The organism is Streptomonospora alba, from assembly GCF_000826685.1.
In the GTDB taxonomy this organism is placed as follows: Bacteria; Actinomycetota; Actinomycetes; order Streptosporangiales; family Streptosporangiaceae; genus Streptomonospora; species Streptomonospora alba.
In genome coordinates, this window is record NZ_JROO01000036.1 from 23,457 (window position 1) to 44,254 (window position 20,798).

A 20,798-nucleotide genomic window follows, 5' to 3' on the forward strand; every position below is an offset into this window, starting at 1 on the left:
ATCGCCTCACGCCTGGAGGACGTCCAGCAGGCGTTCGGCGTCGTGGGGCTTGAGCAGTCCGGCGGCCAGAGCGCGGTCCGCTGTCAACCGCGCCAGCGCCACGTAGGCGTGCACGCTCTCGGGCGAATGCCGGCGCAGCTCGCCGAGGTGGGCGGAGACGGTCTCGGTGTCCCCGCGCAGGACCGGGCCGCTGAGGCCGTCCATGCCCAGCCGAAGGCCGTTGTCCAGGGCGGCGCCCAGCAGCGGGCCGAGCATGCGCGAGGGGTGCTCGACGCCGGCTGCTTGCAGCAGCGAGGCGCTCTCGGCGACCAGCGTGACCAGGTGGTTGGCGCCCCCGGCCAGTGCCGTGTGGTACAGCGTGCGGTGCTCCTCGGCGATCCACACGGGTTCGGCCCCCATCTCGACGACCAGCGCCTCGGCGATGGGGCGCAGCGCCTCGGGAGCGGTCACGCCGAACGAGCAGCTGGCCAGCCGGTCGACGTCCTCGTCGCGGCCGGTGAAGGTCATCACCGGGTGCAGCGCGAGGGGCAGGCCGCCTGCCGCGGTAGCGGGCGCGAGGACGTGGTAGCCGTGGGCGCCGCTGGTGTGGACCAGGAAGGTGCCGCCGACGTCGGCGCCGGTCTCGACGAGCCCGCGTGCGAGCTGCTCCAGCGCGTCGTCGGGCACGGTGAGAAGGACCAGGTCGGACTCGGCGACCACCTCGGCCGGCTCGGCCACGCGGGCCGTAGGCAGGCGCCGGCTCACGCGATCACGCGAGGCCTCGGAGACCGCGGAGGCGGCCACCACCTGGTGTCCGACCCGCGCCAGTGCCGCGCCCAGCACCGATCCCACCCGGCCGGCGCCGACCACGCCGACACGCAACCGTGCGGGCCGCTGCGCATTCTCCGACTGCTGCATCGCACCTCGTTCCAGTCCACTCGGGTACCGGACATCCGCGCGGCCAGCTTACTGACCGCCCGCGGTGCGCGGACCACCACCGCCCGCGGACGGGCGGGCTCGGTGACCGGTGTCTCGCTCGATCCGCCCGCACGGGCGGGGCGCCGCCGCCGAAGCCGAGCGCCTACGGCTCCGGGGCCCGCTCGCCCCGAAACAGCACGGAGCCGACGCCGCCCCTCGGGCGACGCCGGCTCGCTGTGCTCGGCGGTGCCCCCGCGGAGCGGGAGCACGAAAGCCGGTGCTACTCCCAGACCATCGCGCCGGACTTGTGGCAGGCACCCCCGCCGTTGCCGAGGATGCCGATGCCGTTGCCGCAGACGTTGACCGGGACGTTCAGGTCGGCGACGGCCTGGTTCCCGCTCAGGATCGAGCCGTTGCCCGAGGTCATGATGTCGTCGTCAGCGGATGCGCTCGGTGCGCTCGCGAGAATCGCGCCGGCCGCGGCGGCGGTGAGGGCACTGGCGAGCAGAGTCTTCTTCAGCACGTGGATTTCCCCTTGATCCAGGCCGGACGGACACGCCCGTCCGACATGTTCGACTGAACGTGAGAACGCGATTACTCCTCGCGTTCGAGACACCAATCTAGCCACCGATACGGGCTCGCGTCCCGCTTTTTGCCCAACTCGGCGAATACGAATAACTAACTGCATTCATTCAGGCACTGTCCGTTGCGCCTATTGTCCGGACATTCCCCCACGAAACTCTGGGAACACGGGACCCCGCGGTGCCGACTCGCCTTGGGGTGACACACGCCACACCGGCGACGGAAGTGGCGGGCGACGCTGTGCGGAACACGCCTTGATCAGTGCGGTCACGGGGGCGACGACGGGGCGTCGCTGCGGGTCGCCCAGCGTTCGGGGCCCGCGCTCCTTCGGCGAGCGGCGTGCCCGTAGGCGGCCGTCCCGTCGACGATCCGGCGCGCCTCCCCGATCTCACGCCCGCTCGCACGCGCCCGGATCGGCCCGGGCGGGGTGTCGGCCTCGACCGTGGCCACGCCGCGCCGGCGGCTCAGCGGCCCGACGGTCATCCGCAGGCTCTGCGTCCGCGTGTGCGGCACGATCTCGGTCACGCGGCAGACCAGCCCCCGGCGTGTCACGAACAGCTGCTCGTCCACACCCAGCGCGCCGTCGCGCGCGCGGCCGCTGCCCGCCGGATGCATCTCCGTGCGCGAGACGTCCGTGCCGGGGAACAGTTGGCCGGCCAGCAGGTAGCCCAGGCGCCGCGGGACGACCGGGAGGAGGGTCGAGGAGTCCATCTGCCGCTCGCCGACGTAGCCCGCGACGTTGGCCTCGACGCGTACGACGCCCAGCGCCCGCCACAGCACGGGTTCGACGATGCGCACCGCCTGCACTCGTCCCGGCGGCACCGTCTGCATGCGCGCCTGGAAGATCCCGTAGCGCAGCCGCAGCCCGTCCGGCGACAGGGAGGCGTAGAAGTCGGTGTAGCGCAGCAGCGGGCCCAGGAAGCCGCGCATCAGCCCCAGCAGCAGCGGGACGGCACCGCCGAGGACGCCCGGCTCGAAGTAGCCGGTACTGCCGAAGGCGGCCGCCCCCGCGGCGATGAGGAGCACGAACAGCAGCACACTGCCCAGCACGGGCAGCCGGAAGGCCAGCGCGCCCAGCAGCAGCCCGAAGGGCAGCCGGTAGAAGGGCCACTCCGGCGCCTTGGGTGTCGTCCCTGACAGACCCGCCGCGTGGGCGAGCAGCGCCGCGCGCAATCGTTCGGCCCGTCCCCAGGTCAGGTACCGCAGCCGGATCTCGCCGGCATCGCCCCCGGCCAGCTCCACCCGCAGCTCGGCCAGGCCCAGGACCTGCATCAGCAGCGGCCGTACGACGTCGACGGCCTGGAGGCGGCTCAGCGGGATCTCCCGCGACGCCCGCCGGATCAACCCAGAATGGACGACAAGGTGGTCGTCGCGCAGCCCGAAGGAGGAGTTCCACCAGGACAGCAGGCTGAAGGCGATCGCGCCGCAGGCCACCCCCAGTGTCATGAGCAGGAGCCAGCCGAACCCGAGCTGCATGATCAGGGTTCCGGGCAGGGCCAGGAAGACCACGACGGCCAGCAGCACCTGCAGCGGCACGGTGGCCCAGTGCGTGCGGTGGGCGCCGCGGGCGACGTCCGATTCGCTCGGCTGCCTCGGGCCGCCCTCCGGATGCGGCGGCGCCTGGCCCTGCGGCTCGGGAGGTGCGTCGGCCGTCGGCGGCAGGAAGCGCACCTGTCCGCCGCCGGCGGGCGCCGCCGGGCGGGGCCACACGGCGCCCGAAGCGGCGGGGTCGGCACGGCCTGCGTCGTCGGCCGACGGAGGTCTCTGCTGGCGCCCGTGATCCCCGGGTACCCACCACGGCGCCGCGTACGTGCCGGACGGGGCGGGCGGCGGTGGGGGCGGGGCTCCGAGCGACGGGGGCGCGTGCGGCGGCGGTTCGTGCGGACCCGCCGGCGGCGCCCCCGGTGATCCGCTGCCGTGGCCGTAGGGCGGTGACTGGGCGTCGGGCGGTGGCGGCTGCTCGGGGCCGTCGAGCCCCGATGGCGCGGCGGGCGGCCGCGCCCACTCCTGCGGAGGCAGGCGGTCGGGCTCCCCGCTTTCGCCTGAGTCTCCGGCGGGCGGTGCGGGCGCCGCGGGAACGATCCGGGGAGCGCCTCGGCGCCGCCGCGCGGCTGCTGAGGAAGGCTCACTCACCGGCTCCTCGACCGGGACGCCGGTGGCGTCGGTGCCGACGATGCCGCCGCCGGAACCGCCGCCCTGTGCGTCGGCTCGTCGGCCGTGCTCGCCGTGCTCCACCCGGTCACCGGAACCGCGGTGGCCGTCCGGCCCCTCGGCGGCACCGTCCTGTTCGGGCCGGTCTCCGCCGCCCGGCCGCTCGGCCCGGCCACCGCCCGCGTCAGCGGCGCGTTCCGCGCCCGGGATCGGCTCCTCGCCGGCACCGCCGACCGGCTCGGTGCCGCTACCCCGCAGCGGGGCATCTCCCGGCGTGCCGCCGCCGGCGAAGCGCCGCAGGCCGGACCTGTCGCCAGGGTGCTCGGCCGGGATCCCCTCGGCCTCGTCCGCGGCCTCGCCGCCCCAGGCGCTGCCGTCGTCCCGGGCTGCCGCGTCCCCCGTGTAGTACGGGCGGTCCCGCACGGGAGGAGGCGCGACCTGTTCGGAGCGGTGGGTGTCGGTGGGAGCCGTCACCGGACGCAACTCGGGAACCCCGCGCTCGGCGGAGGCGTCTGTGTCCTCGGCGCCTTCAGCGCGTTCCTCGCCGCCCGAACGGCGGCCCGTTCCGACCCGGCCGGCGCTGTGCTCCGCCCGCCCGTCGCCGCCTTCGGCGGCAGGCTCGGGAGCCGGGTCCCGCTCACCGCGCTCCAAACCGCCTTCCGCCGCGGCGTCGGCGGTCTCCGATCCGAACCACTCGCGGTCCCCGTGGGCCGGGTCGGCGGATTCCGGTCGGCGGCGGTCGTCAGCGGATCGGCCGCCGGAATGCGGACCGGACGCGGTGCGGTCGGCGTCGCTCACAGATCACAGCCCCGTCGAGAAGGTCTCGCTGCGTGCCGCCAGCCGGTCGCGCAGCTGCACGGCGTCGTCCAAGCGCAGCCCCGGGATACGGGTATCGGCGGTCGTGGCCGCCGTCCGCACCTGGACCGTGGCCATGCCCAGAGCCTGCTCCAGCAGATCGGAGGTGACGTCGACGACCTGCATGCGGCCGTAGGGGATCACCACGAGCTGGCGCGTGACCAGCCCGTAGGTCAGGTACAGGTCGGTCTCGCCCTCGGCGTAGCCCCAGGTGTCGCGCACGGCCCGGGCCGCCCACCAACCCGCGGCTGCGGCCACCGCGACCAGCACGGCCCAGGCGAGGGCCCACCACCAGCCGACGATCCACAGCGCGGCTCCGCCCAGCACGAGTGCGGGCACCAGCACCGCCACCAGAACCGCCCTGCGGTACCAGGTCAGCGACGCGGAGACGCGGGTCCACGACGTGCCCGTCGGCGCGGCGAAGGCCGCATCGATGCGGGCGGTCAAGGATTCGCGCTCGCTCTGCTCCGAGTCCGCGGGCGCGCCCGGGTCGGGTCGCGGCCCGCTGTCCTCGCGCGGGCCGGACCCGGCTTGCTGAGAGCCTGGCTCAGACGCGGCAAAGTCCACGATTCCAGTCAATCATCCCGATGCCACTCCGCGGCGCCACAGCACACGAGCCGGGCGAATCGGGCCGCAAGCGCGGGCGGCGGGCGTCTCCCGGCGTGCCGCGCCCGGCTGCGGACCGCCCGCCTCGAAGCCCGGCGCCCGCTCCGTCGCCGAGAGCCGCGGACGGGCAGGGCTCTAGCGCCGTGCCACGTCCGCACACCCGACCGTTCCCCACCGGGTGCCGCAGACGGCGGGCGGGGCTTAAGCGCCGGCGGCCCGCCCGCGCCCGCGGTGCCTCACGCCCGGGACCGGTTCGGCTCCTCATCGCCCGGAACGCGGCAGGAGTGCTCCAGGAACAGTGCGGCGGCCAGCAGCACCACCGCCGACAGCAGGGTCCCGCCGGCCGTCAGGGCGTCGGCGCGGACGTCCACCGCGTTGAAGCGCTCCGCCAGCGCGGCCAGCATCCCGCCGAAGCCGCCGACGGCCAGCGCCGCGAACACCACGCTGGCCTTGGCCAGCGCCAGCAGCCGGGCCGCGCTCAGCGGCTCCATCGGCTCGGTGCCCGGAACGCGCCGGATCCGGCGCCGGGTGTGCACGGCGGCGATCGTCTCGGCGGCGGCGAGCAGCAGCAGCGTGGGGATCGCGCTCCACGGCAGCATCGGGATGCTGCCGTAGATCCTGTCGATCACCAGATAGGACAGCACACCCGTCACCGCGGCCACGGCCACCGGCACCCGCCAGTCCGTCGGCCGGATGTGCCCTTCGCCGTCGCCGCCGTCGCCGCCGCTGCCGCGGACCGGGTGGTCCTCGGGCCGGTCCTCGTTATCGTCGTACACAGTCCTCACAACCTCAGCAGCGGCCTCGGCGGCACCGCTCCGCCGGTGCTCACACCTGCAGGAGCAGGTCGTCGCGGCGGTGCAGCTCCTGGCCTTCGATCCCGGCCAGCAGGTCGCGGACCGGGCCGCGGCCCACGATCTCGGCGTCGGGGTCGATGTCGGCCCAGGGGCGCAGCACGAACGCGCGCTCGTGAGCACGCGGATGGGGAAGCGTGAGCCGGGGGTCGTCGCTGCGCTCGCGGTCCACCGCGATGATGTCGACGTCCAGGGTCCGCGGTCCCCACCGCACCTCGCGCACGCGCCCCAGCGCCTCCTCGACCGACTGTGTGCGCTCCAGCAGCACGTCGGGGGGGATCCGGGTATCGGCGGTCACCACGGCGTTGAGGAACGGCCCCTGGTCGGGACCGCCCACTGGAGCGGTCTCGTAGATCGGCGACAGGGAAACCGGCTCCAACTCCGGCGCGTCGAACAGCCCGTCGACGGCGCCCTGCAGCGCGGCCATCCGGTCGCCCACGTTGCTGCCCAACGACAGAACGACCCGTCGCAGTACCGTCAGTCCGTTCATGGCCCACCCTCTGTCACGACTTCTGGAGTGCACACGGGGTCCAGCGGCCGCCGCACCGCTCACCCGCCCCCGCGGACGACGGTGACGGAGACGTCGCCGAAAACGTGCGGGAGGGGCGCTTGCGGCTTGTGCACCGTCACCTCGGCGCGGCGTACCCGCGGTTCGGACAGGCACACCGCCGCCAACCGCTCGGCCAGCGTCTCGATCAGCTGCACCGCGTCACCCTGCACCACCGCCACCAGGCGGTCGGCGAGCTCACCGTAGTGCACCGTGTCGGCGAGGGCGTCGCTGCGCCCGGCCGCGGCCAGGTCGAGCCCGAGCCCGACGTCGACGACGAAGTCCTGGCCGTCACGGCGCTCGTGCTCCAGTACCCCGTGGTATCCGCGGACACGAAGGCCGCTGAGCCGGATGCGGTCCAGCTCCTCGTTCACAGCACGTCCCCGCCCTGGTCGCCGTCCTCGTCTTCGTTCTCGTCGAGCAGGACCGGCGAGGCGTGGTGCGACCACAGCCGCCAGCCCTCCGGGGTGTGCACGAACATGTTCGTGGTCACCACCTGACCGCCCGCGACGAAACCGGGAGTGTCGTCCTCGGCGGTGAGGACGTTCTCCTCGCAGGTGACCATGGCCACCTCGCCGCTGACGCCGATGTGGGTCTCGGTGAGCACGTACTGGATGTAGGGCACGTTGGCCATGATCAGCGTCCAGGCGCGCATGATCTCGGAACGGCCGCGCAGCAGCGGCCAGCCGGGATTCACGCAGACGAGGTCGGGCGCCTCGTCCTCCTCGGCCCAGACGCGGCGCATCAGGTCGATGTCGCCGTTCTCGATGGCGCCGTAGAACTGCGCGTTGGCCTCGGCCACGCGCTCCATGACCTCCTGGCGGGACTTCACGCGCCGCTCCGGCCGACGAGCTCGCCACGCCCTTCGTCGAGGTGGGCCCCGCCGGTGCCCCACGCGGAGGCGACCCGCACCGCGTCGGCGTTGGGCCGCACGTCGTGCACGCGCACGCACCAGGCGCCCCGGGCCGCGGACAGGGTCGTCAGCGCGACGGTCGCGTCGTCGCAGCCGGTGAAGTCGCGCGGGTTGCCGTCGGCGTCGCTGAGCAGCCGGCCGAGGAAGCGCTTGCGGGAGCCTGCGATCAACAGTGGACGCCCCAAGTCGTTGAATCGGTCGAGGTGTGCGAGCAGCGCCCAGTTGTGGGCGCGGTCGGGCAGTTTGGAGAACCCGAGCCCGGGATCGAGCACGATCTGGGCGGGGTCGACCCCCTCGTCGGCCATGGCCGACATGCGGTCGCGCAGTTCGTCGTGGACCTCGCGGACCACGTCGTCGTAACGGGCGCGGTCCTGCATCAGGTGGCTGTGGCCCCGCCAGTGCATCAGCACGTAGGCGACACCGGTCTTGGCGACGAGTCGGGCCATGGCGGGGTCGGCGAGTCCGCCGCTGACGTCGTTGACCAGCCGCGCGCCCGACTCGACCGCGTGGGCGGCGACCTCGGCGCGCATGGTGTCGACGCTGACCGCGATCCCCTGGCGGGCGAGCTCGCGCACCACCGGACCCACGCGGCGCAGTTCCTCCTCTAGGGAGACCCGCTGGGCACCCGGCCGTGTCGACTCTCCGCCCACGTCGATGACGTCGGCCCCCTCGTCGGCGAGGTGCAGGCCGTGCTCGATCGCGCTCGAGGTGTCGAACCAGGCCCCGCCGTCGGAGAACGAGTCCGGAGTGACGTTGACGACGCCCATGACCAGGCACCGCCGCCGAACCGGAAGGCCGGGGAGGTCCCGGCCCGAAGGGAGCGGGGCGGGGCCGGCTCCGGCGCCCTGCCCCTGCTCGGATCCGTTCGCTTCGATAGCCGTGATCTTCTTTTCCCTCCCGTACGTGGGCCGCCGCGGCCGACGGGCGGATCGTGCGGTCAGCCTACGAGACCCCCGGCTTACGCTGCGACCCGCCTCTTGATCGATCATGCCCGGCGCGGCCGGTGCCAATCGACCGGTTGCGCTCAGGGCCGAACGGTCGACCGGGGAGTCCGGGGAGTCCGGGTGCGGCCCGCGGGACCGGCGGGATACCGGCGGCGGATCAGTCGCGCCCCAGGATCAGGCTCATCGCCTCGGAACGCGTGCGGTCGCGGTTGCGGAAGTCGCCGCGCACCGCCGAGGTCACGGTCTTGGCGCCGGGCTTGCGCACTCCGCGCATCGTCATGCACAGGTGCTCGGCCTCGATGACCACGATCACGCCCCGCGGATCCAGGTGGGCCATGATGCCGTCGGCGACCTGTGTGGTCAGCCGCTCCTGGACCTGCGGGCGGCGGGCGTAGACGTCCACCAGCCGGGCGATCTTGGACAGACCGGTGATCTGGCCCTTGCTGTTGGGGATGTAGCCCACGTGCGCGCTGCCGTAGAAGGGCACGAGATGGTGCTCGCAGGTGGAGTACAGCTCGATGTCGCGGATCAGCACCATTTCCTCATGGCCTGCCTCGAACACCGTGGTCAGTACGTCCTCGGGCTTTTGCCCCAGTCCCGCGAACTGCTCCTCGTAGGCCCGCGCGACCCGGGCGGGGGTGTCGCGCAGGCCGTCGCGTTCCGGGTCCTCGCCGATGGCCAGGAGGATCTCCCGGACCGCCTTCTCGATGCGCGCGTGGTCGACCTCGTGGTGTTCGGGGACGACCAGCGGGATATCGGTGTCCGGGCGAGGGCCTTCGGCGCTCACGCCTGGTCCCCGGAGTCGTCCCCGGACTCGTCCGGCCGGCGCCCGCTGCCGTTCACACCGCCCGGGGAACCGTCCTCGTGCTCGCCCCGGCGGTCGGACTCGTCCCAGGGCTCGCCGCCGGAGTAGCCGCCCTGGCCGTTGCCCGAGGACACCTCGTCCAGGTCGCGCGCGCCCAGCACGGCCATCTCCTTGGGCGTCTTCACGGGCGGTTGCGACGAGGGCTGGCGCTTGCCGTAGCCGGTGTAGGAGCCGCGCGACGGCCGCGTGGCCACCGGAGCGAAGATCTCCAGGACCTCCTCGCGGGACAGGGTCTCCTTGTCCAGCAGGTGCAGCACCAGGTCGTCGAGGACGGCGCGGTACTCGGTCAGGATCTCCCAGGCCTCGTCGTGCGCCGACTCGATGAGGCGGCGCACCTCCTCGTCGATGACCGAGGCGATCTCCTCGGAGTACTCGCGTGCGTGCGACATCTCGCGGCCCAGGAACGGCTCGGTGTTGCCGCTGCCGAACTTGCGCGCGCCCAGCCGCTCACTCATGCCGTACTCGGTGACCATGTTGCGGGCGAGGCTGGTGGCCTTGTCGATATCGTTGCCCGCACCCGTGGTGGGCTCGTGGAACACCAACTCCTCGGCGGCGCGCCCGCCCAGCATCATGGCCAACTGGTCCATCATCTCCGAGCGCGAGGTGAGGAACTTGTCCTCCATCGGCACCGACATGGTGTAGCCCAGCGCGCGACCGCGCGGCAGGATGGTGATCTTGTGCACGGGATCGGCGTGCGGCAGGGCGTGGCCCACCAGGGCGTGGCCGCCCTCGTGGTAGGCGATCATCTTCTTCTCGGCGTCGGCCATGACGCGGGTCTTGCGCTCCGGACCCGCCATGACGCGGTCGATCGCCTCCTCCATGGTCTCCATGTCGATGACGTTGCGGCCGGCGCGGGCCGACAGCAGGGCGCCCTCGTTGACCACGTTGGACAGGTCGGCGCCGGTCATCCCGGAGGTGCGCCGGGCGATGACGCCGAGGTCGACGTCGTCGCCCATCGGCTTGCCCTGGGCGTGCACCTTGAGGATGCCCTTGCGGCCCTCCATGTCGGGGCGGTCCACGACGATCTGGCGGTCGAAGCGGCCCGGGCGCAGCAGCGCGGGGTCGAGGATGTCGGGCCGGTTCGTGGCGGCGATGAGGATGACGCCGCTCTTGATGTCGAACCCGTCCATCTCGACGAGCATCTGGTTGAGCGTCTGCTCGCGCTCGTCGTGGCCGCCGCCCATGCCGGCGCCGCGGTGGCGCCCGACGGCGTCTATCTCGTCGACGAAGATGATGGCCGGCGCGTTGGCCTTGGCCTGCTCGAACAGGTCGCGCACCCGCGAGGCGCCGACACCGACGAACATCTCGACGAAGTCCGAGCCGGAGATGGAGTAGAACGGCACGCCCGCTTCGCCGGCGACGGCGCGGGCGAGCAGCGTCTTACCGGTACCGGGAGGCCCGAAGAGCAGCACGCCCTTGGGGATCTTCGCTCCCATCGACTGGAACTTCGAGGGGTTCTGCAGGAAGTCCTTGATCTCGTGGAGTTCCTCGATCGCCTCGTCGGCGCCCGCGACGTCGGTGAAGGTGCTCTTGGGAGTGTCCTTGGTGATCAGCTTGGCCTTGGACTTGCCGAAGTTCATCACCCGGCCGCCGCCGCCCTGCATCTGGTTCATGATGAACAGGAAGATGGCGATGATGATGATCAGCGGCAGGAAGCTGAACAGCAGCGACACGAACATGCTGTCCTGCGGGACCTCGATGTCGTAGGAGCTGAGGTTGCCGTTCTCCTGAAGGTCCTCGAGCCGCTGCGCGATCTGGTCGCCCTGGCCGGCCACCCAGTTGGCCTCATAGACGTCGCCGTCGGTGGTCGTGACCTCGATCCGCTGTTCCTTGTCGATCAACTTGGCGTTGTCGACGTCGTCCTGGGAGATGATGTCGAAGACCCGGGAGGAATCGACTTTCTCCGGCTCCTGGCCGGATCCCAGTCCGGTGAGCTGGAAAACGAGGATCATCAACAGGCCGATGGCCAAGAACCACAGCCACGGCCCGCGGTAAAAGCGCTTGAGATTCATCTATCCGGAACCCCGCTGGGTCCGTCCCTCCTGACCAGCCGGCTTGCCCCGAAAACCGCAGGGGTCGGCTCGGCCGCGGATGCCGGGTGCAGGCGCCTGCGCGCCGTTCACCGCACCCGGGCCGCTCAGCCGAGTAGCCCCATGTGGCCGCCGGAGGCGGAACCTATCGGACACGTTTCCTACATTCGCGGATGGCCTGCGGTGCTGCACAGCCCCCGCAGTTCCCTACCACGTCGGGATAATCGACGGTACACCCCGTTCATCACCGGGTGCACTCGCGCGTCTCCACGTTCGCGGACGGTGGAACCCGTCACGGGTCAAACGTGCGGGCAGGGGGCTGTTGTTCCCGCCCGCCTCTTCTAACGGACCGCTGACGCGCACGGATCTCCGCTACCCGCCTCCCCCGCCCCCTGGCGGAGCGCGCCGCCGACCGCTGCAGAGCCGCGGCATGCGCAGCGGCCCCCAGCCGGCGCGTCCTCAGTCCTGGTAGACGTGCGGCGCCAGAGTGCCGATGAGGGGGAGGTTGCGGTACTTCTCGGCGTAGTCCAGCCCGTAGCCGACGATGAACTCGTTGGGCAGATCGAAACCCACGTAGCGCACGTCGAGCTCCACGTCGAAGGCGAGCGGCTTGCGCACCATGGTGCAGATCTCCACCGACTCCGGGCCGCGCGACTTCAGGTTGCCCACCAGCCAGGAGAGGGTCAGCCCGGAGTCGATGACGTCCTCGACGATCAGGACGTTGCGGTCCTTGATGTCGATCTCCAGGTCCTTGAGGATCCGCACGACACCCGAGGACGTCGTGCCCGCCCCGTAGGAGGACACCGCCATCCAGTCCATCTCGCACGGATGGTGCAGCTCGCGGGCGAGATCGGCCATGACCATGATGGCGCCCTTGAGGACGCCGACGAGCAGCAGGTCCTTCCCGGCGTAGTCGGCGTCGATCTCGGCCGCCATCTCGCCCAGCTTGGCGCTGATCTGGCTCTCGGTCACCAGGACCTTCTCCAGATCCTCACCCATGTCTTTCGCGTCCACGCTTGACTGACCTCGCTGCTCAGGTCGGGGTTGGAGAACGTCCCCAGAATAGACGGGCACCGGGGCGCCACCGTCCGCCGGCACCCGGCCGCGTCGGAGCGTGCGCGCGGCGCTCGTCCGCTCCGGCGGCCGCTTCAGGCACGCGGCACCGCCGAAGGGCGGCCCCTCGGACCTCGGGTGCCGGGCGCGGCAGGGGCGGCGGTGTGACAGTGATCATGCACTGCCGGGACCTGCCCGCGCGGTTCACGTTCGCTGCGCGTCGCCCCGCGCGTCGCCTTCCGCGGCGGCGCCGCCAAAGGCGATCCGGTCCCGGATGCGCAGGCCGCGGACCCCGCCGGGCAGGTCGACGTGCGCCTGCCCCCGCCAGTCGGACACCAGGCGGTCCAGCTCCTGCACGTGCACCGCGAACAGGGTCCCGGCCGGGGCGCCCGCCGCGATCGCCGCGCGGCGCAGCAGCCGGGTGCGCACTGCGCGGGGCAGTTTCGCCAGCGCCGTAGCGTCCAACGTGGTGCCGCCGCCCGAGCCCGCACGCACACTCTCCTCGGCGGAGTCGGCCCATCGGTCCAGCGCGTCGGCGTCGTCGCGCAGCAGGTCGGAGGTGCGGGCGAGCGCCTCGGCGATGCCCGGGCCCAGCTCCCGCTGCAGCACCGGCAGCACCTCCCGGCGCACGCGCGAGCGCGCGTAGGCGGGGTCGGCGTTGTGCGGGTCGGACCACGCGGCAAGCCCCATGTCGGCGCAGGCCGTGTGCACCTGCGCGCGAGACAGCCACAGCAGCGGCCGCAGGTAGCGCCCGCTGCGCGCCGGCATCCCCGACAACGAGCGGCCGCCCGAGCCGCGCGCCAGCCGCAGCAGCACCGTCTCGGCCTGGTCGTCGCGCGTGTGGCCGAGCAGCACGGCCTCGGCGCCCAGCCGCCGCGCGGCGTGGTCCAGAGCGGTGTAGCGGGCGACGCGGGCGGCGCCCTCGGGCCCGCCCTCGGCGCCCACGTGCACGACCGCGCTTTCGGCCGGTTCCAGGCCGAGTCCGCGCATGGTCGTGACGACCTCGGCCGCCCGCAGTTCCGAGCCCTCCTGCAACCCGTGGTCGACGGTGATCCCGCCCGTGCGCAGTCCCATCCGCGGGGCGGCGAATGCGGTCGCACCCGCCAGCGCCAGCGAGTCGGCGCCGCCGCTGCAAGCCACGAGCACCAGGGCGCCGGAGTCCAGGTGGGACAGCGCGCCGCGGACGGCGCGGCGGACCGCCGCGACAGCGGGGGGCGGCCCGGTCACGTCGGGCCTCCCGCCGCTGCGGGCGTCACTCCGGAGACGGGCCGCCCGCGGTCCCGCCCTCGGACGCAGGGCCCTCCCCGAACTCCTGCGGCAGTGCGGCGGGGCGCACGACGCGGTCGATCCAGGCGTCGGGGTTGCGGATCTCCTTCAGCGTCGGCAGCGTCTCGGGCGACTCCCACACGCGGTTGAAGTCGGCCATGCCGACACGGGAGACCACGCTGCGCACGAAGGCCGCGCCCTCCTCGTACTGCTTCATCTTCAGGTCGATGCCGAGCAGCTGGCGGATGACCTTGTCGACGCGGTTGACGCCCTCGCGGCGGCGCTGGAAGCGGCGCCGGATCTCGGCGACGCTGGGCACGACCTCGGGGCCCACGGCGTCCATCACGTAGTCGCCGTGGCCTTCGGCGAGGCTCATGACCGCGGTGATGCGGTCCATGATCTCGCTCTGCTCCTCGCTCTGGAACGCCTCGATGAGGTTGGCGTCGCCGCCGCGGATCGCCTCGGCGACGGCCTCGCCCGCCGAGCGCAGCCGGTCGAGCAGCTGGCCGGCGTCGACGTTGGAGGCCAGGAGCATCTCCTGCATCTGCTCCTGCACGTAGTCGCGCAGCCAGGGCGAGGACGTGAACTGCATGCGGTGGGTCTCCTCATGCAGGCACACCCACAGCCGGAAGTCGTGCGGGTCCACGTCGAGCTCGCGCTCGGTGTGCACGATGTTGGGAGCGACCAGCGTGAGCCGTCCCGTGGGCGCCCGGCCGTCGGGGTCGGGCGGCAGGAACAGCTCGTACTGGCCCAGTACCCGGCCGGCGAGGTAGGACAGCACGGCGCCCAGCTGGACGCCGGTGACGCGGGAGCCCACGGCGGTGGTGAGGTTGCCGGCGGCGCCGGAGTTCATCCGTTCGCCGCCGAGGCGGTCGAGGATGGGCTCCAGCACCACCCGGAACCCGGCGACATTGGCCTTGATCCAGCCGGGCCGGTCGACGATGACCGCTGGTCCGGCCGGCTCAAGGGGTTCCATACCGGTGAATTCGCGCACATGGCCCTGCGCGGTGGTGGACAACTCGCGCAGCTGCGCCACCGCCTGACGGGCGTCTGCGAGATCCACCTGCGGGCCGGGCCGAACAAGTCGGACACCGGTACTGACGGCTACGTCCCAGTCGATCAAACTCACGCCTTCACCGTACCCACGAAACCGCCGAGTGGGCGTGCGCCGCGGGGATTTCGGGGTTTCCTCAGGGAAGTTCCCCACCACGGCCCCGGCATCGGGGAGCGGCGCCGTCCTGCGCCTCGCTAGCTGCAGCCGCACTCGGCGAGGGCCGCGGCGAAGGTGTCCAGGGTGCTGCCCAGCGCAGAGGGGTCGTTGACCATGAACGCGAACGCCAGCAGCCGCCCGTCGGCGTCGTAGGCGGTGCCGGCCAGGGTGCTCACGCCGCTGAGCGTGCCGGTCTTGGCGCGGATGCGTCCCGCGCCGGATGCGGACCCGCTGGCGCCGGAGTAGCGGTTGGCGAGGGTGCCGGTGAAATGGGCCGTCGGCAGTCCGCTGACGGCCGAGTACAGGCCCGGCCGCTCGGGATCGGCCGACAGCCGCACGAGGGCGACGAGCGCCTGGGGCGTGATGGTGTTGTTGACCGACAGCCCGCTGCCGTCCTCGACGTGCACGTCCTGCACGCCCAGCTCCTCCATCACGTCGCTCACGCCCTCCGCGCCGCCGGCGAAGGAGGCGTCGTAGCCCTGGGCCAGGCCGATCTTGCGGAACAGCGCCTCGGCGATGTTGTTGTCGCTCTCCAGAAGCATCCACTCGACCAGCGAGGAGATGGGCGGCGACTGCACCGCGGCCACGGCCTCGGCGTCCCCGGGCGCCTCGGCGGGGCTGGGTTCGCCGGTGACCTGCACGCCCGCGGCCTCCAGCTGCTCGGCGAAGGCGTCGGCGGTGACCCCCGGCGGGTCGCCGACGCGCTCGCTGTAGTGGTCCGCGGGGTCGACGCGTCCGCCGTCGAGCATCAGTGCGTGCACCGTCGAGACGCTGCCCTCGTCGACGTAGCCGGGCTTCCACCCCGGGCCCATGTTGGAGCCGCTGTAGTGGGAGTCGTCGTAGCTGAGCTCCACGGAGTCGGTGCCGGACTCCTCCAGCGCGGCGGCGGTGTCGGCGGCGAGTTGTTCCAGAGTGGCCGGACGCGGGTAGTGGTCTCGGTCACGGGTCTCGGTGAGGGTGGGGTCGCCGCCGCCGACGAGCACGATCCCGCCGTCCTCGTCGCGGACCACTTCGGTCCTCAGCCGGGTGTCGGGGCCCGCGGCGTGCAGTACCGAGACCGCGGTGACGATCTTGGTCGTGGAGGCGGGCACGGCTCCCCGGCCCGCGTCGCGGCCGTAGAGCCGCTCGCCGGTGCCGGCGTCGGCCACGTACGCGTAGAGGCCGTCGGTGACCCCGGAGTCGGCCATGGGATCATCGAGCTTGTCCCGGAGCCGCTCCGGATCCACCTGGGCGGCGTCCTGCTGCGCCGTGTCGGGCGCGTCCTCGGCGAAGGCGACAGGATAGGGCATCGCCGCGGGTGGCCGGGAGTCGATGATGTCGATCGCGACGGCACCCGCCACCAGCACGAATATGTTGAGGACGGCCAACGCGGACAGCGCACGGGCCCGTACCTGCCGCACCCTGGACCTGCCTTCCGTTGGCATACGACGACCTTTGACTGTTTGTAGCGACACTAGCCGCAGAGGAAGCCGAGAACAGCATGGAATTCGACGTCACGATCGAGATCCCCAAGGGCGAGCGTAATAAGTATGAGATGGATCACGAAACAGGACGTATCCGTCTGGACAGGATGCTGTTCACGTCGACGAGCTACCCGGCCGACTACGGGTTCATCGAAGGCACGCTCGGCGAGGACGGCGATCCCCTGGACGCGCTCGTCCTGCTGAAGCACCCCACGTTTCCCGGGTGCCTGATCCGCTGCCGTGCGGTGGGCATGTTCCGCATGCGCGACGAGGCCGGCGGCGACGACAAGGTGCTGTGCGTACCGGCGACGGACCCGCGCATGGAGCACCTTCGTGACATCCACCACGTCAACGAGTTCGAGCGGCTGGAGGTCGAGCACTTCTTCAGCGTCTACAAGGACCTGGAGCCCGGCAAATCCGTCGAGGGCGCCACGTGGGTGGGCCGCCACGACGCCGAGCAGGAGGTCCTCGGCTCGGTCAAGCGCGCCGAGGAAGCCGGTGTGCACGGCGACACCTCCCACATCAAGACGGGCGAATAGGCGCCGAGGACGGGGAAGCGTGCCGCGGGTCGCCGCCGCGGCTCGGACGGGCCGTTTCGGGATCCGCGATGCGGTGGCGTTGCGCGGAGGCGTGCCGGTCCCAGGGGTGGCGGCACGCTGCCGACCGCTGAGCGCCGCGCTGCGTGAGCCGGATCAGTCCGCGTGCAGATGGCGCTCGATCCGCCCGGCGATGCGCTCGATCCGCCCGGCGGAGAGCACGGAGTCCCGGGTGAGGATGTGCCTGACGGCGGGGCGGGGGCGCGCCAGCAGCACCCGCCCCGGTTCGAACTCCACGACCGGTCCCGGTCGTCGCCCGGCGACCAGCACCACCGCCGTCGTCGCCGGAGTGTCCGCCGCGCCGCCGCTCCCGCGGCTGGGCGCGGCTCCCTCTTCGGCGGCCAGGACGCGGTCCAGGCGGACCGCCTGCGTCGCCAGGCGCTCGGCGATCCGGTCGGCCGGCATCCCGCCGACGCGCCACCCGCGCCTGCCGTGCGGCGCCGCGGGACGCCCTGTGGCCACCAGCAGGAACACCCCGCCGGGACCTACCGCCACATAGCGGGCGGCGCCGTCGCGGACGAGCCGGTAGCCGGTGCCGCGCAGCGTCCGCAGCGCCCAGCGCAATCCGCCCGCGCCCGAGGGCGGGCGTCGTCCGGCCGCGTCGAGCAGGACATAGCTGAAGGCGGTCAGGCCTGCCACCAGGACACCCGCCTGCACGTCCAGGAAGCCCGCGGCCATGATCCCGGCGGCGGCCGAGATCAGCGCACGTACCGCGGTCCGGGCCCATCCGCCGTCGGGCGCGGCGGAGGAGCGCCCGGATCCGTCCGGCCGGACCGCTCCATCGCCCCCCAACGATCACCTCCGGCGCGACCCGCGCGAACAGGCGCGCACTCGTTCCCGTCCCGCTCCCCCGTGCCGACCGGTCGGCGGCCTGGCGGTCTCCGCTCCGCGCGCCCGTGCGGGCCGGCGATGCGCGCACTCGCCCCGCGGCCGGCCTCCGCGCCGAGCCGGTGCGCCGATACGGGCCGCGACCGCGGCCGCCCCGCGGATTTCCGGTCTTTTAGCGGCCTCTTATGCCATCACCGAATCAGGCGGCACCGCAACGCGTTTACCTGAAATCGGCCCGGACACATCCCCCGATTCCGGGCCATGAGCTGCGGTTCCCCCTGCTCGCCCGGCGTACGCACTCCGCGGTTCGGCGCGCGTGTCGTGCCGAGTGATACGAGCGACACTCCGCATGCACGGGTATCGCTTGACACTCCGCGCGGGTGTTGGTGTTCTTAGCGGTATGCATCCGCGCACCCGTTCTGATCGGCCCCTCATGGCTCGCAGCGCCTTCGTCGGCGCTCGCCGTGCGGTCGGTGCGCGCTGCCTGTGTTGCTGTCCGCCCTGCCGCGACCACCGCTGAACCGCGGCGCGCCGCAGGCCGCCGCCTGACGGCGCCTTTCCGCGCGACCCCGCAGGTCCCACTGCGCCGACGCCTGTCGGCGGACGCCCCTGGCGCCCGGCGCCCGGCCGGACCGGCCCCCCGCATCCGCGCAGCTCCGGCGCCCGCGCCGAGCACTCCACGCCTAAGGACAGCTGCACCCATGACCAGCGAAACCTCCGCTACCGCGACCGCCACCGAACACACCGAGCGCCGGCACGAACACGCAGAGCGATCGCCCTCCTCGCCCGAAGGCATCGGCGACATCGTGCTCGCCGGGCATCCCGCCCCCTACCCGCACCTGCAGACGCGCAGTGCACCGACCATCGGGCGGCTTGCGGCCGCTGCCCGCGCCGCAGCGTCGGCGCTGGCGCGGCCGGTGCTGCGGCCCCGCCTCAGGGGGCGCTGGCAGCCCGCGCCGCGCGCTGTCCGCCGTGCCGTGTCCGGGCGGATGCGCGTGAGCACCCTGGTCCTGGAGCCCAACGGATTCGCCGCGGTACCGGCACCGGGCCCGCGCGATGCGGCCGTGCTGCATGTGGCGCACGGCCGCGTGCACATGGTCACCATCGCGCCCGACCACCGGATGCAGGCGGTCCAGGAGCTGACAGGCGAGCGTGCCCGGGTACTGGGGTCGGGCGACGGCCACCAGCTCATCAACACCGGGGGCGAGCCCGCGGTGGTCGTGCGCATCACCGGCTGAGGCCGCGCCTATTCGGGTCCGCCCGCCGCCGCGCGCAGTGCCTCGTCCACGGCCTCGATCGACCGCAGCAGGGCCGCCATGCGCTTTCCCTCAGCCTGGTAGGCGTGCATGACCTGGTCGACGGCGTGCTGGGGCAGATGGTCGCGAAGCTCCACCCGGGCGGTGCGGTACCCTTGGCGCGCCCCTTCGAGCGAGAAGGCGACGTGCTGGCGCGCCAGCCGCGAGAGCGCCACCGGATGCCGTCGCAGCACGCCGTGCAACCGGTAATCGGCAGGCACGTGGTCGAACAGCCAGACCGTGGCTGTCTGCTCGAACGAGTCCGAGCCCGGCGGGTGCACGCTCTCCGGCCAGTCCGGAGATAACTGCTGGTCAGGCATGCCACAAGCCTACCTGAACCCGTACACGTGTTCGATACCGGGAGGCCGTCCGCTTCGAGGGACCGTCCCGCGCCCCCGGGGGGGGAGGGGCAGCCGGGCCTACCCCGGCAGCTCCTCCGAGGAGCCCGCCGAATCCGAGGACTCCTGCGACGACTCCCCCTCCTGCGAAGCCTCCTCCTCGGTGCGCCGCTCCACCTCGACCCGGAGGGCGTACTCCGCGGCGTCGACGGCCGCACGCGCGGTGATCGCGTTGGTATGCGCCCGCTCCAGATCGTCCAGTTCGATGCAGTCGAACGCCACGCGTGCGTCGTGGATGGCGGCTTCGAGCTGGCGTCCTGCCTCGTCCAGGCTCATGGTCTCCCCTTCCCTACGGCGTGCGGCCTCACCCGACCGCGACGTTCGGCCTCCGGGTGCTCCATGCGCGAATCCGTCGCGAGGAGCCGCGCGTTGAATCTCTCTACCCCCATGACCCAGGGGTCATGTCGCCCCCTGCGTGACTCCCCGCACAGCGGCGCGCCCCCGAGCCCGCGCACTGCCCTCGATCCCCGAAACGGCAGGGAACGTCGTCGCCCGCCGCTACCATGACCGGGATCCGAAGAGAGCAGGAGAGTACGATGCGCAACCGCTTCCCGGGAACATGCACCTCCTGCGGCACCCCCGTCGCGACCCAGGCCGGAGTCGTCCTCAAACAGGACGGGAGGTGGCGTACCTACTGCACCGAACACGAACCCCGCCCCGAGCCCCCGCCGCGCGGCGACCACCTCGGCTGGCACACCGGCCCGCTCGCCGGCTACGACTGCGAGACCTCCGCGCGCGATCCACGCACGGCCTTCCTCGTCTCCGCCGCCTTCGTCGACTCCGCGGGCACCGAACGCACCTGGCTGGTCGACCCCGGCGACCGCGAGATCCCCGATGACGCCATCGCCGTCCACGGCATCACCAACGAGCGCGCCCGCGACGAAGGGGTGCCCGCGGCCAAGGCCCTGGACGAGATCGCCGAAGCCGTCAGCGCCCATCTGATGTCCGGACAGGGCCTGGCGATCTTCAACGCCCCCTTCGACCTGACGGTGCTGGCGAGCGAGCTCCAGCGCCACGAGCTCGCGCCGCTGAGCGAGCGCATCGGCACCGACACCGTCTCCCCCGTTCTCGACCCCCTGGTCATCGACCGCGGCAGCGACCCTTATCGGCGCGGGTCCCGCAACCTCGCGGCCATGTGCGAGTTCTACGGCGTCAGCCTGCACGGCGCCCACACCGCCGTGGGCGACGCGGCGGCCTGCCTCGCGCTGGCGTGCGAGATCGCCGCGCGCCGCCCCGACGTCGCGGCACTGGGCCTGGAGGAACTGCACCGCCGCCAGATCGAATGGGCCGCGGCCTACGCCCGAAGCCGCCAGGAGTGGCTCGACAAGCGCCGCCCCGACCACGGCACCGTCGTCGACGGCACCTGGCCCTGCGCGGCCGTCTGAGCGCCGTGCAGGGTGTGTCGGACCGTTCCGTCCGCAGCGGGCGGCGCAACGGCGCGGGCCCCG

General features: G+C 72.7%; 21 protein-coding genes. 3 read left to right on the plus strand and 18 right to left on the minus strand.

Going from position 1 to position 20,798, the window contains the following annotated elements:
- Positions 1–6 precede the first annotated feature (6 nt).
- From LP52_RS18495 to dacB, 15 genes are all read right to left on the minus strand, one after another.
- Positions 7–897 carry a Rossmann-like and DUF2520 domain-containing protein gene (locus LP52_RS18495; protein ID WP_040275350.1) on the minus strand — a complete coding sequence of 297 codons (891 nt, stop codon included), beginning with the start codon at positions 895–897 and terminating at the stop codon, positions 7–9.
- Between the two features lie 280 nt (positions 898–1,177).
- Entirely contained in the window at positions 1,178–1,420 is a 243-nt protein-coding gene (locus LP52_RS18500; RefSeq protein ID WP_040275352.1) for a chaplin family protein, read from the minus strand.
- Positions 1,421–1,746: 326 nt separating this feature from the next.
- Entirely contained in the window at positions 1,747–4,428 is a 2,682-nt protein-coding gene (locus tag LP52_RS29010; protein WP_394298213.1) for a PH domain-containing protein, read from the minus strand.
- 3 nt (positions 4,429–4,431) lie between these two features.
- Positions 4,432–4,932, minus strand: coding sequence for a PH domain-containing protein (locus LP52_RS18510; protein WP_238580983.1), 501 nt, complete (start codon positions 4,930–4,932; stop codon positions 4,432–4,434).
- Between the two features lie 395 nt (positions 4,933–5,327).
- Positions 5,328–5,867 (minus strand): DUF3180 family protein, encoded by a 540-nt coding sequence (locus tag LP52_RS18515; RefSeq protein ID WP_084723319.1) that lies wholly within the window; start codon positions 5,865–5,867, stop codon positions 5,328–5,330.
- A 49-nt stretch (positions 5,868–5,916) separates the two neighbouring features.
- Positions 5,917–6,432 carry a 2-amino-4-hydroxy-6-hydroxymethyldihydropteridine diphosphokinase gene (gene folK / locus LP52_RS18520; protein ID WP_040275356.1) on the minus strand — a complete coding sequence of 172 codons (516 nt, stop codon included), beginning with the start codon at positions 6,430–6,432 and terminating at the stop codon, positions 5,917–5,919.
- A 59-nt stretch (positions 6,433–6,491) separates the two neighbouring features.
- Positions 6,492–6,863, minus strand: coding sequence for a dihydroneopterin aldolase (folB, locus tag LP52_RS18525; RefSeq protein WP_202966141.1), 372 nt, complete (start codon positions 6,861–6,863; stop codon positions 6,492–6,494).
- On the minus strand, positions 6,860–7,321 hold the full coding sequence (locus tag LP52_RS18530) for a nuclear transport factor 2 family protein (RefSeq protein WP_040275357.1): 462 nt from the start codon (positions 7,319–7,321) through the stop codon (positions 6,860–6,862). The genes folB and LP52_RS18530 overlap by 4 nt, the downstream gene beginning before the upstream one ends.
- Entirely contained in the window at positions 7,318–8,169 is an 852-nt protein-coding gene (gene folP, locus LP52_RS18535) for a dihydropteroate synthase (protein ID WP_040275358.1), read from the minus strand. Before folP ends, LP52_RS18530 begins: the two co-directional genes overlap by 4 nt.
- 334 nt (positions 8,170–8,503) lie before the next feature.
- The gene (folE, locus tag LP52_RS18540) at positions 8,504–9,094 is read right to left on the minus strand and encodes a GTP cyclohydrolase I FolE (RefSeq protein ID WP_202966142.1); all 591 of its coding nucleotides are present in this window, start codon (positions 9,092–9,094) and stop codon (positions 8,504–8,506) included.
- Positions 9,095–9,129: 35 nt separating this feature from the next.
- Positions 9,130–11,223 (minus strand): ATP-dependent zinc metalloprotease FtsH, encoded by a 2,094-nt coding sequence (gene ftsH / locus LP52_RS18545; RefSeq protein ID WP_040275360.1) that lies wholly within the window; start codon positions 11,221–11,223, stop codon positions 9,130–9,132.
- A gap of 477 nt (positions 11,224–11,700) precedes the next feature.
- A complete protein-coding gene (gene hpt / locus LP52_RS27945; RefSeq protein ID WP_084723321.1) occupies positions 11,701–12,255 on the minus strand; it encodes a hypoxanthine phosphoribosyltransferase in 555 nt (184 codons plus the stop codon).
- Between the two features lie 243 nt (positions 12,256–12,498).
- The gene (gene tilS, locus LP52_RS27950; protein ID WP_040275363.1) at positions 12,499–13,521 is read right to left on the minus strand and encodes a tRNA lysidine(34) synthetase TilS; all 1,023 of its coding nucleotides are present in this window, start codon (positions 13,519–13,521) and stop codon (positions 12,499–12,501) included.
- 25 nt (positions 13,522–13,546) lie between these two features.
- On the minus strand, positions 13,547–14,683 hold the full coding sequence (locus LP52_RS18560) for a zinc-dependent metalloprotease (protein WP_052810014.1): 1,137 nt from the start codon (positions 14,681–14,683) through the stop codon (positions 13,547–13,549).
- A 125-nt stretch (positions 14,684–14,808) separates the two neighbouring features.
- A complete protein-coding gene (gene dacB, locus LP52_RS18565) occupies positions 14,809–16,170 on the minus strand; it encodes a D-alanyl-D-alanine carboxypeptidase/D-alanyl-D-alanine endopeptidase (RefSeq protein WP_040275365.1) in 1,362 nt (453 codons plus the stop codon).
- Positions 16,171–16,250: 80 nt separating this feature from the next.
- Here dacB and LP52_RS18570 point away from each other — a divergent pair, with 80 nt between their 5' ends.
- The gene (locus LP52_RS18570) at positions 16,251–16,772 is read left to right on the plus strand and encodes an inorganic diphosphatase (protein WP_040275366.1); all 522 of its coding nucleotides are present in this window, start codon (positions 16,251–16,253) and stop codon (positions 16,770–16,772) included.
- A gap of 153 nt (positions 16,773–16,925) precedes the next feature.
- Here the strand turns inward: LP52_RS18570 and LP52_RS18575 are convergent, their stop codons facing one another.
- Positions 16,926–17,621, minus strand: a complete 696-nt coding sequence (locus LP52_RS18575) for a hypothetical protein (RefSeq protein WP_040275368.1) — start codon at positions 17,619–17,621, stop codon at positions 16,926–16,928.
- Between the two features lie 737 nt (positions 17,622–18,358).
- Here LP52_RS18575 and LP52_RS18580 point away from each other — a divergent pair.
- Entirely contained in the window at positions 18,359–18,895 is a 537-nt protein-coding gene (locus tag LP52_RS18580) for a hypothetical protein (protein ID WP_040275369.1), read from the plus strand.
- A gap of 8 nt (positions 18,896–18,903) precedes the next feature.
- Here the strand turns inward: LP52_RS18580 and LP52_RS18585 are convergent, their stop codons facing one another.
- Together LP52_RS18585 and LP52_RS18590 are read right to left on the minus strand one after the other, a co-directional pair.
- Positions 18,904–19,272 (minus strand): hypothetical protein, encoded by a 369-nt coding sequence (locus tag LP52_RS18585; RefSeq protein WP_040275371.1) that lies wholly within the window; start codon positions 19,270–19,272, stop codon positions 18,904–18,906.
- A gap of 99 nt (positions 19,273–19,371) precedes the next feature.
- The gene (locus LP52_RS18590) at positions 19,372–19,626 is read right to left on the minus strand and encodes a hypothetical protein (protein WP_040275372.1); all 255 of its coding nucleotides are present in this window, start codon (positions 19,624–19,626) and stop codon (positions 19,372–19,374) included.
- Between the two features lie 260 nt (positions 19,627–19,886).
- On the opposite strand from LP52_RS18590, the gene LP52_RS18595 reads away from it, so the two are divergent.
- Positions 19,887–20,735: an exonuclease domain-containing protein gene (locus LP52_RS18595; protein WP_040275373.1), complete on the plus strand. Its 849-nt coding sequence runs from the start codon at positions 19,887–19,889 to the stop codon at positions 20,733–20,735.
- Positions 20,736–20,798 lie beyond the last annotated feature (63 nt).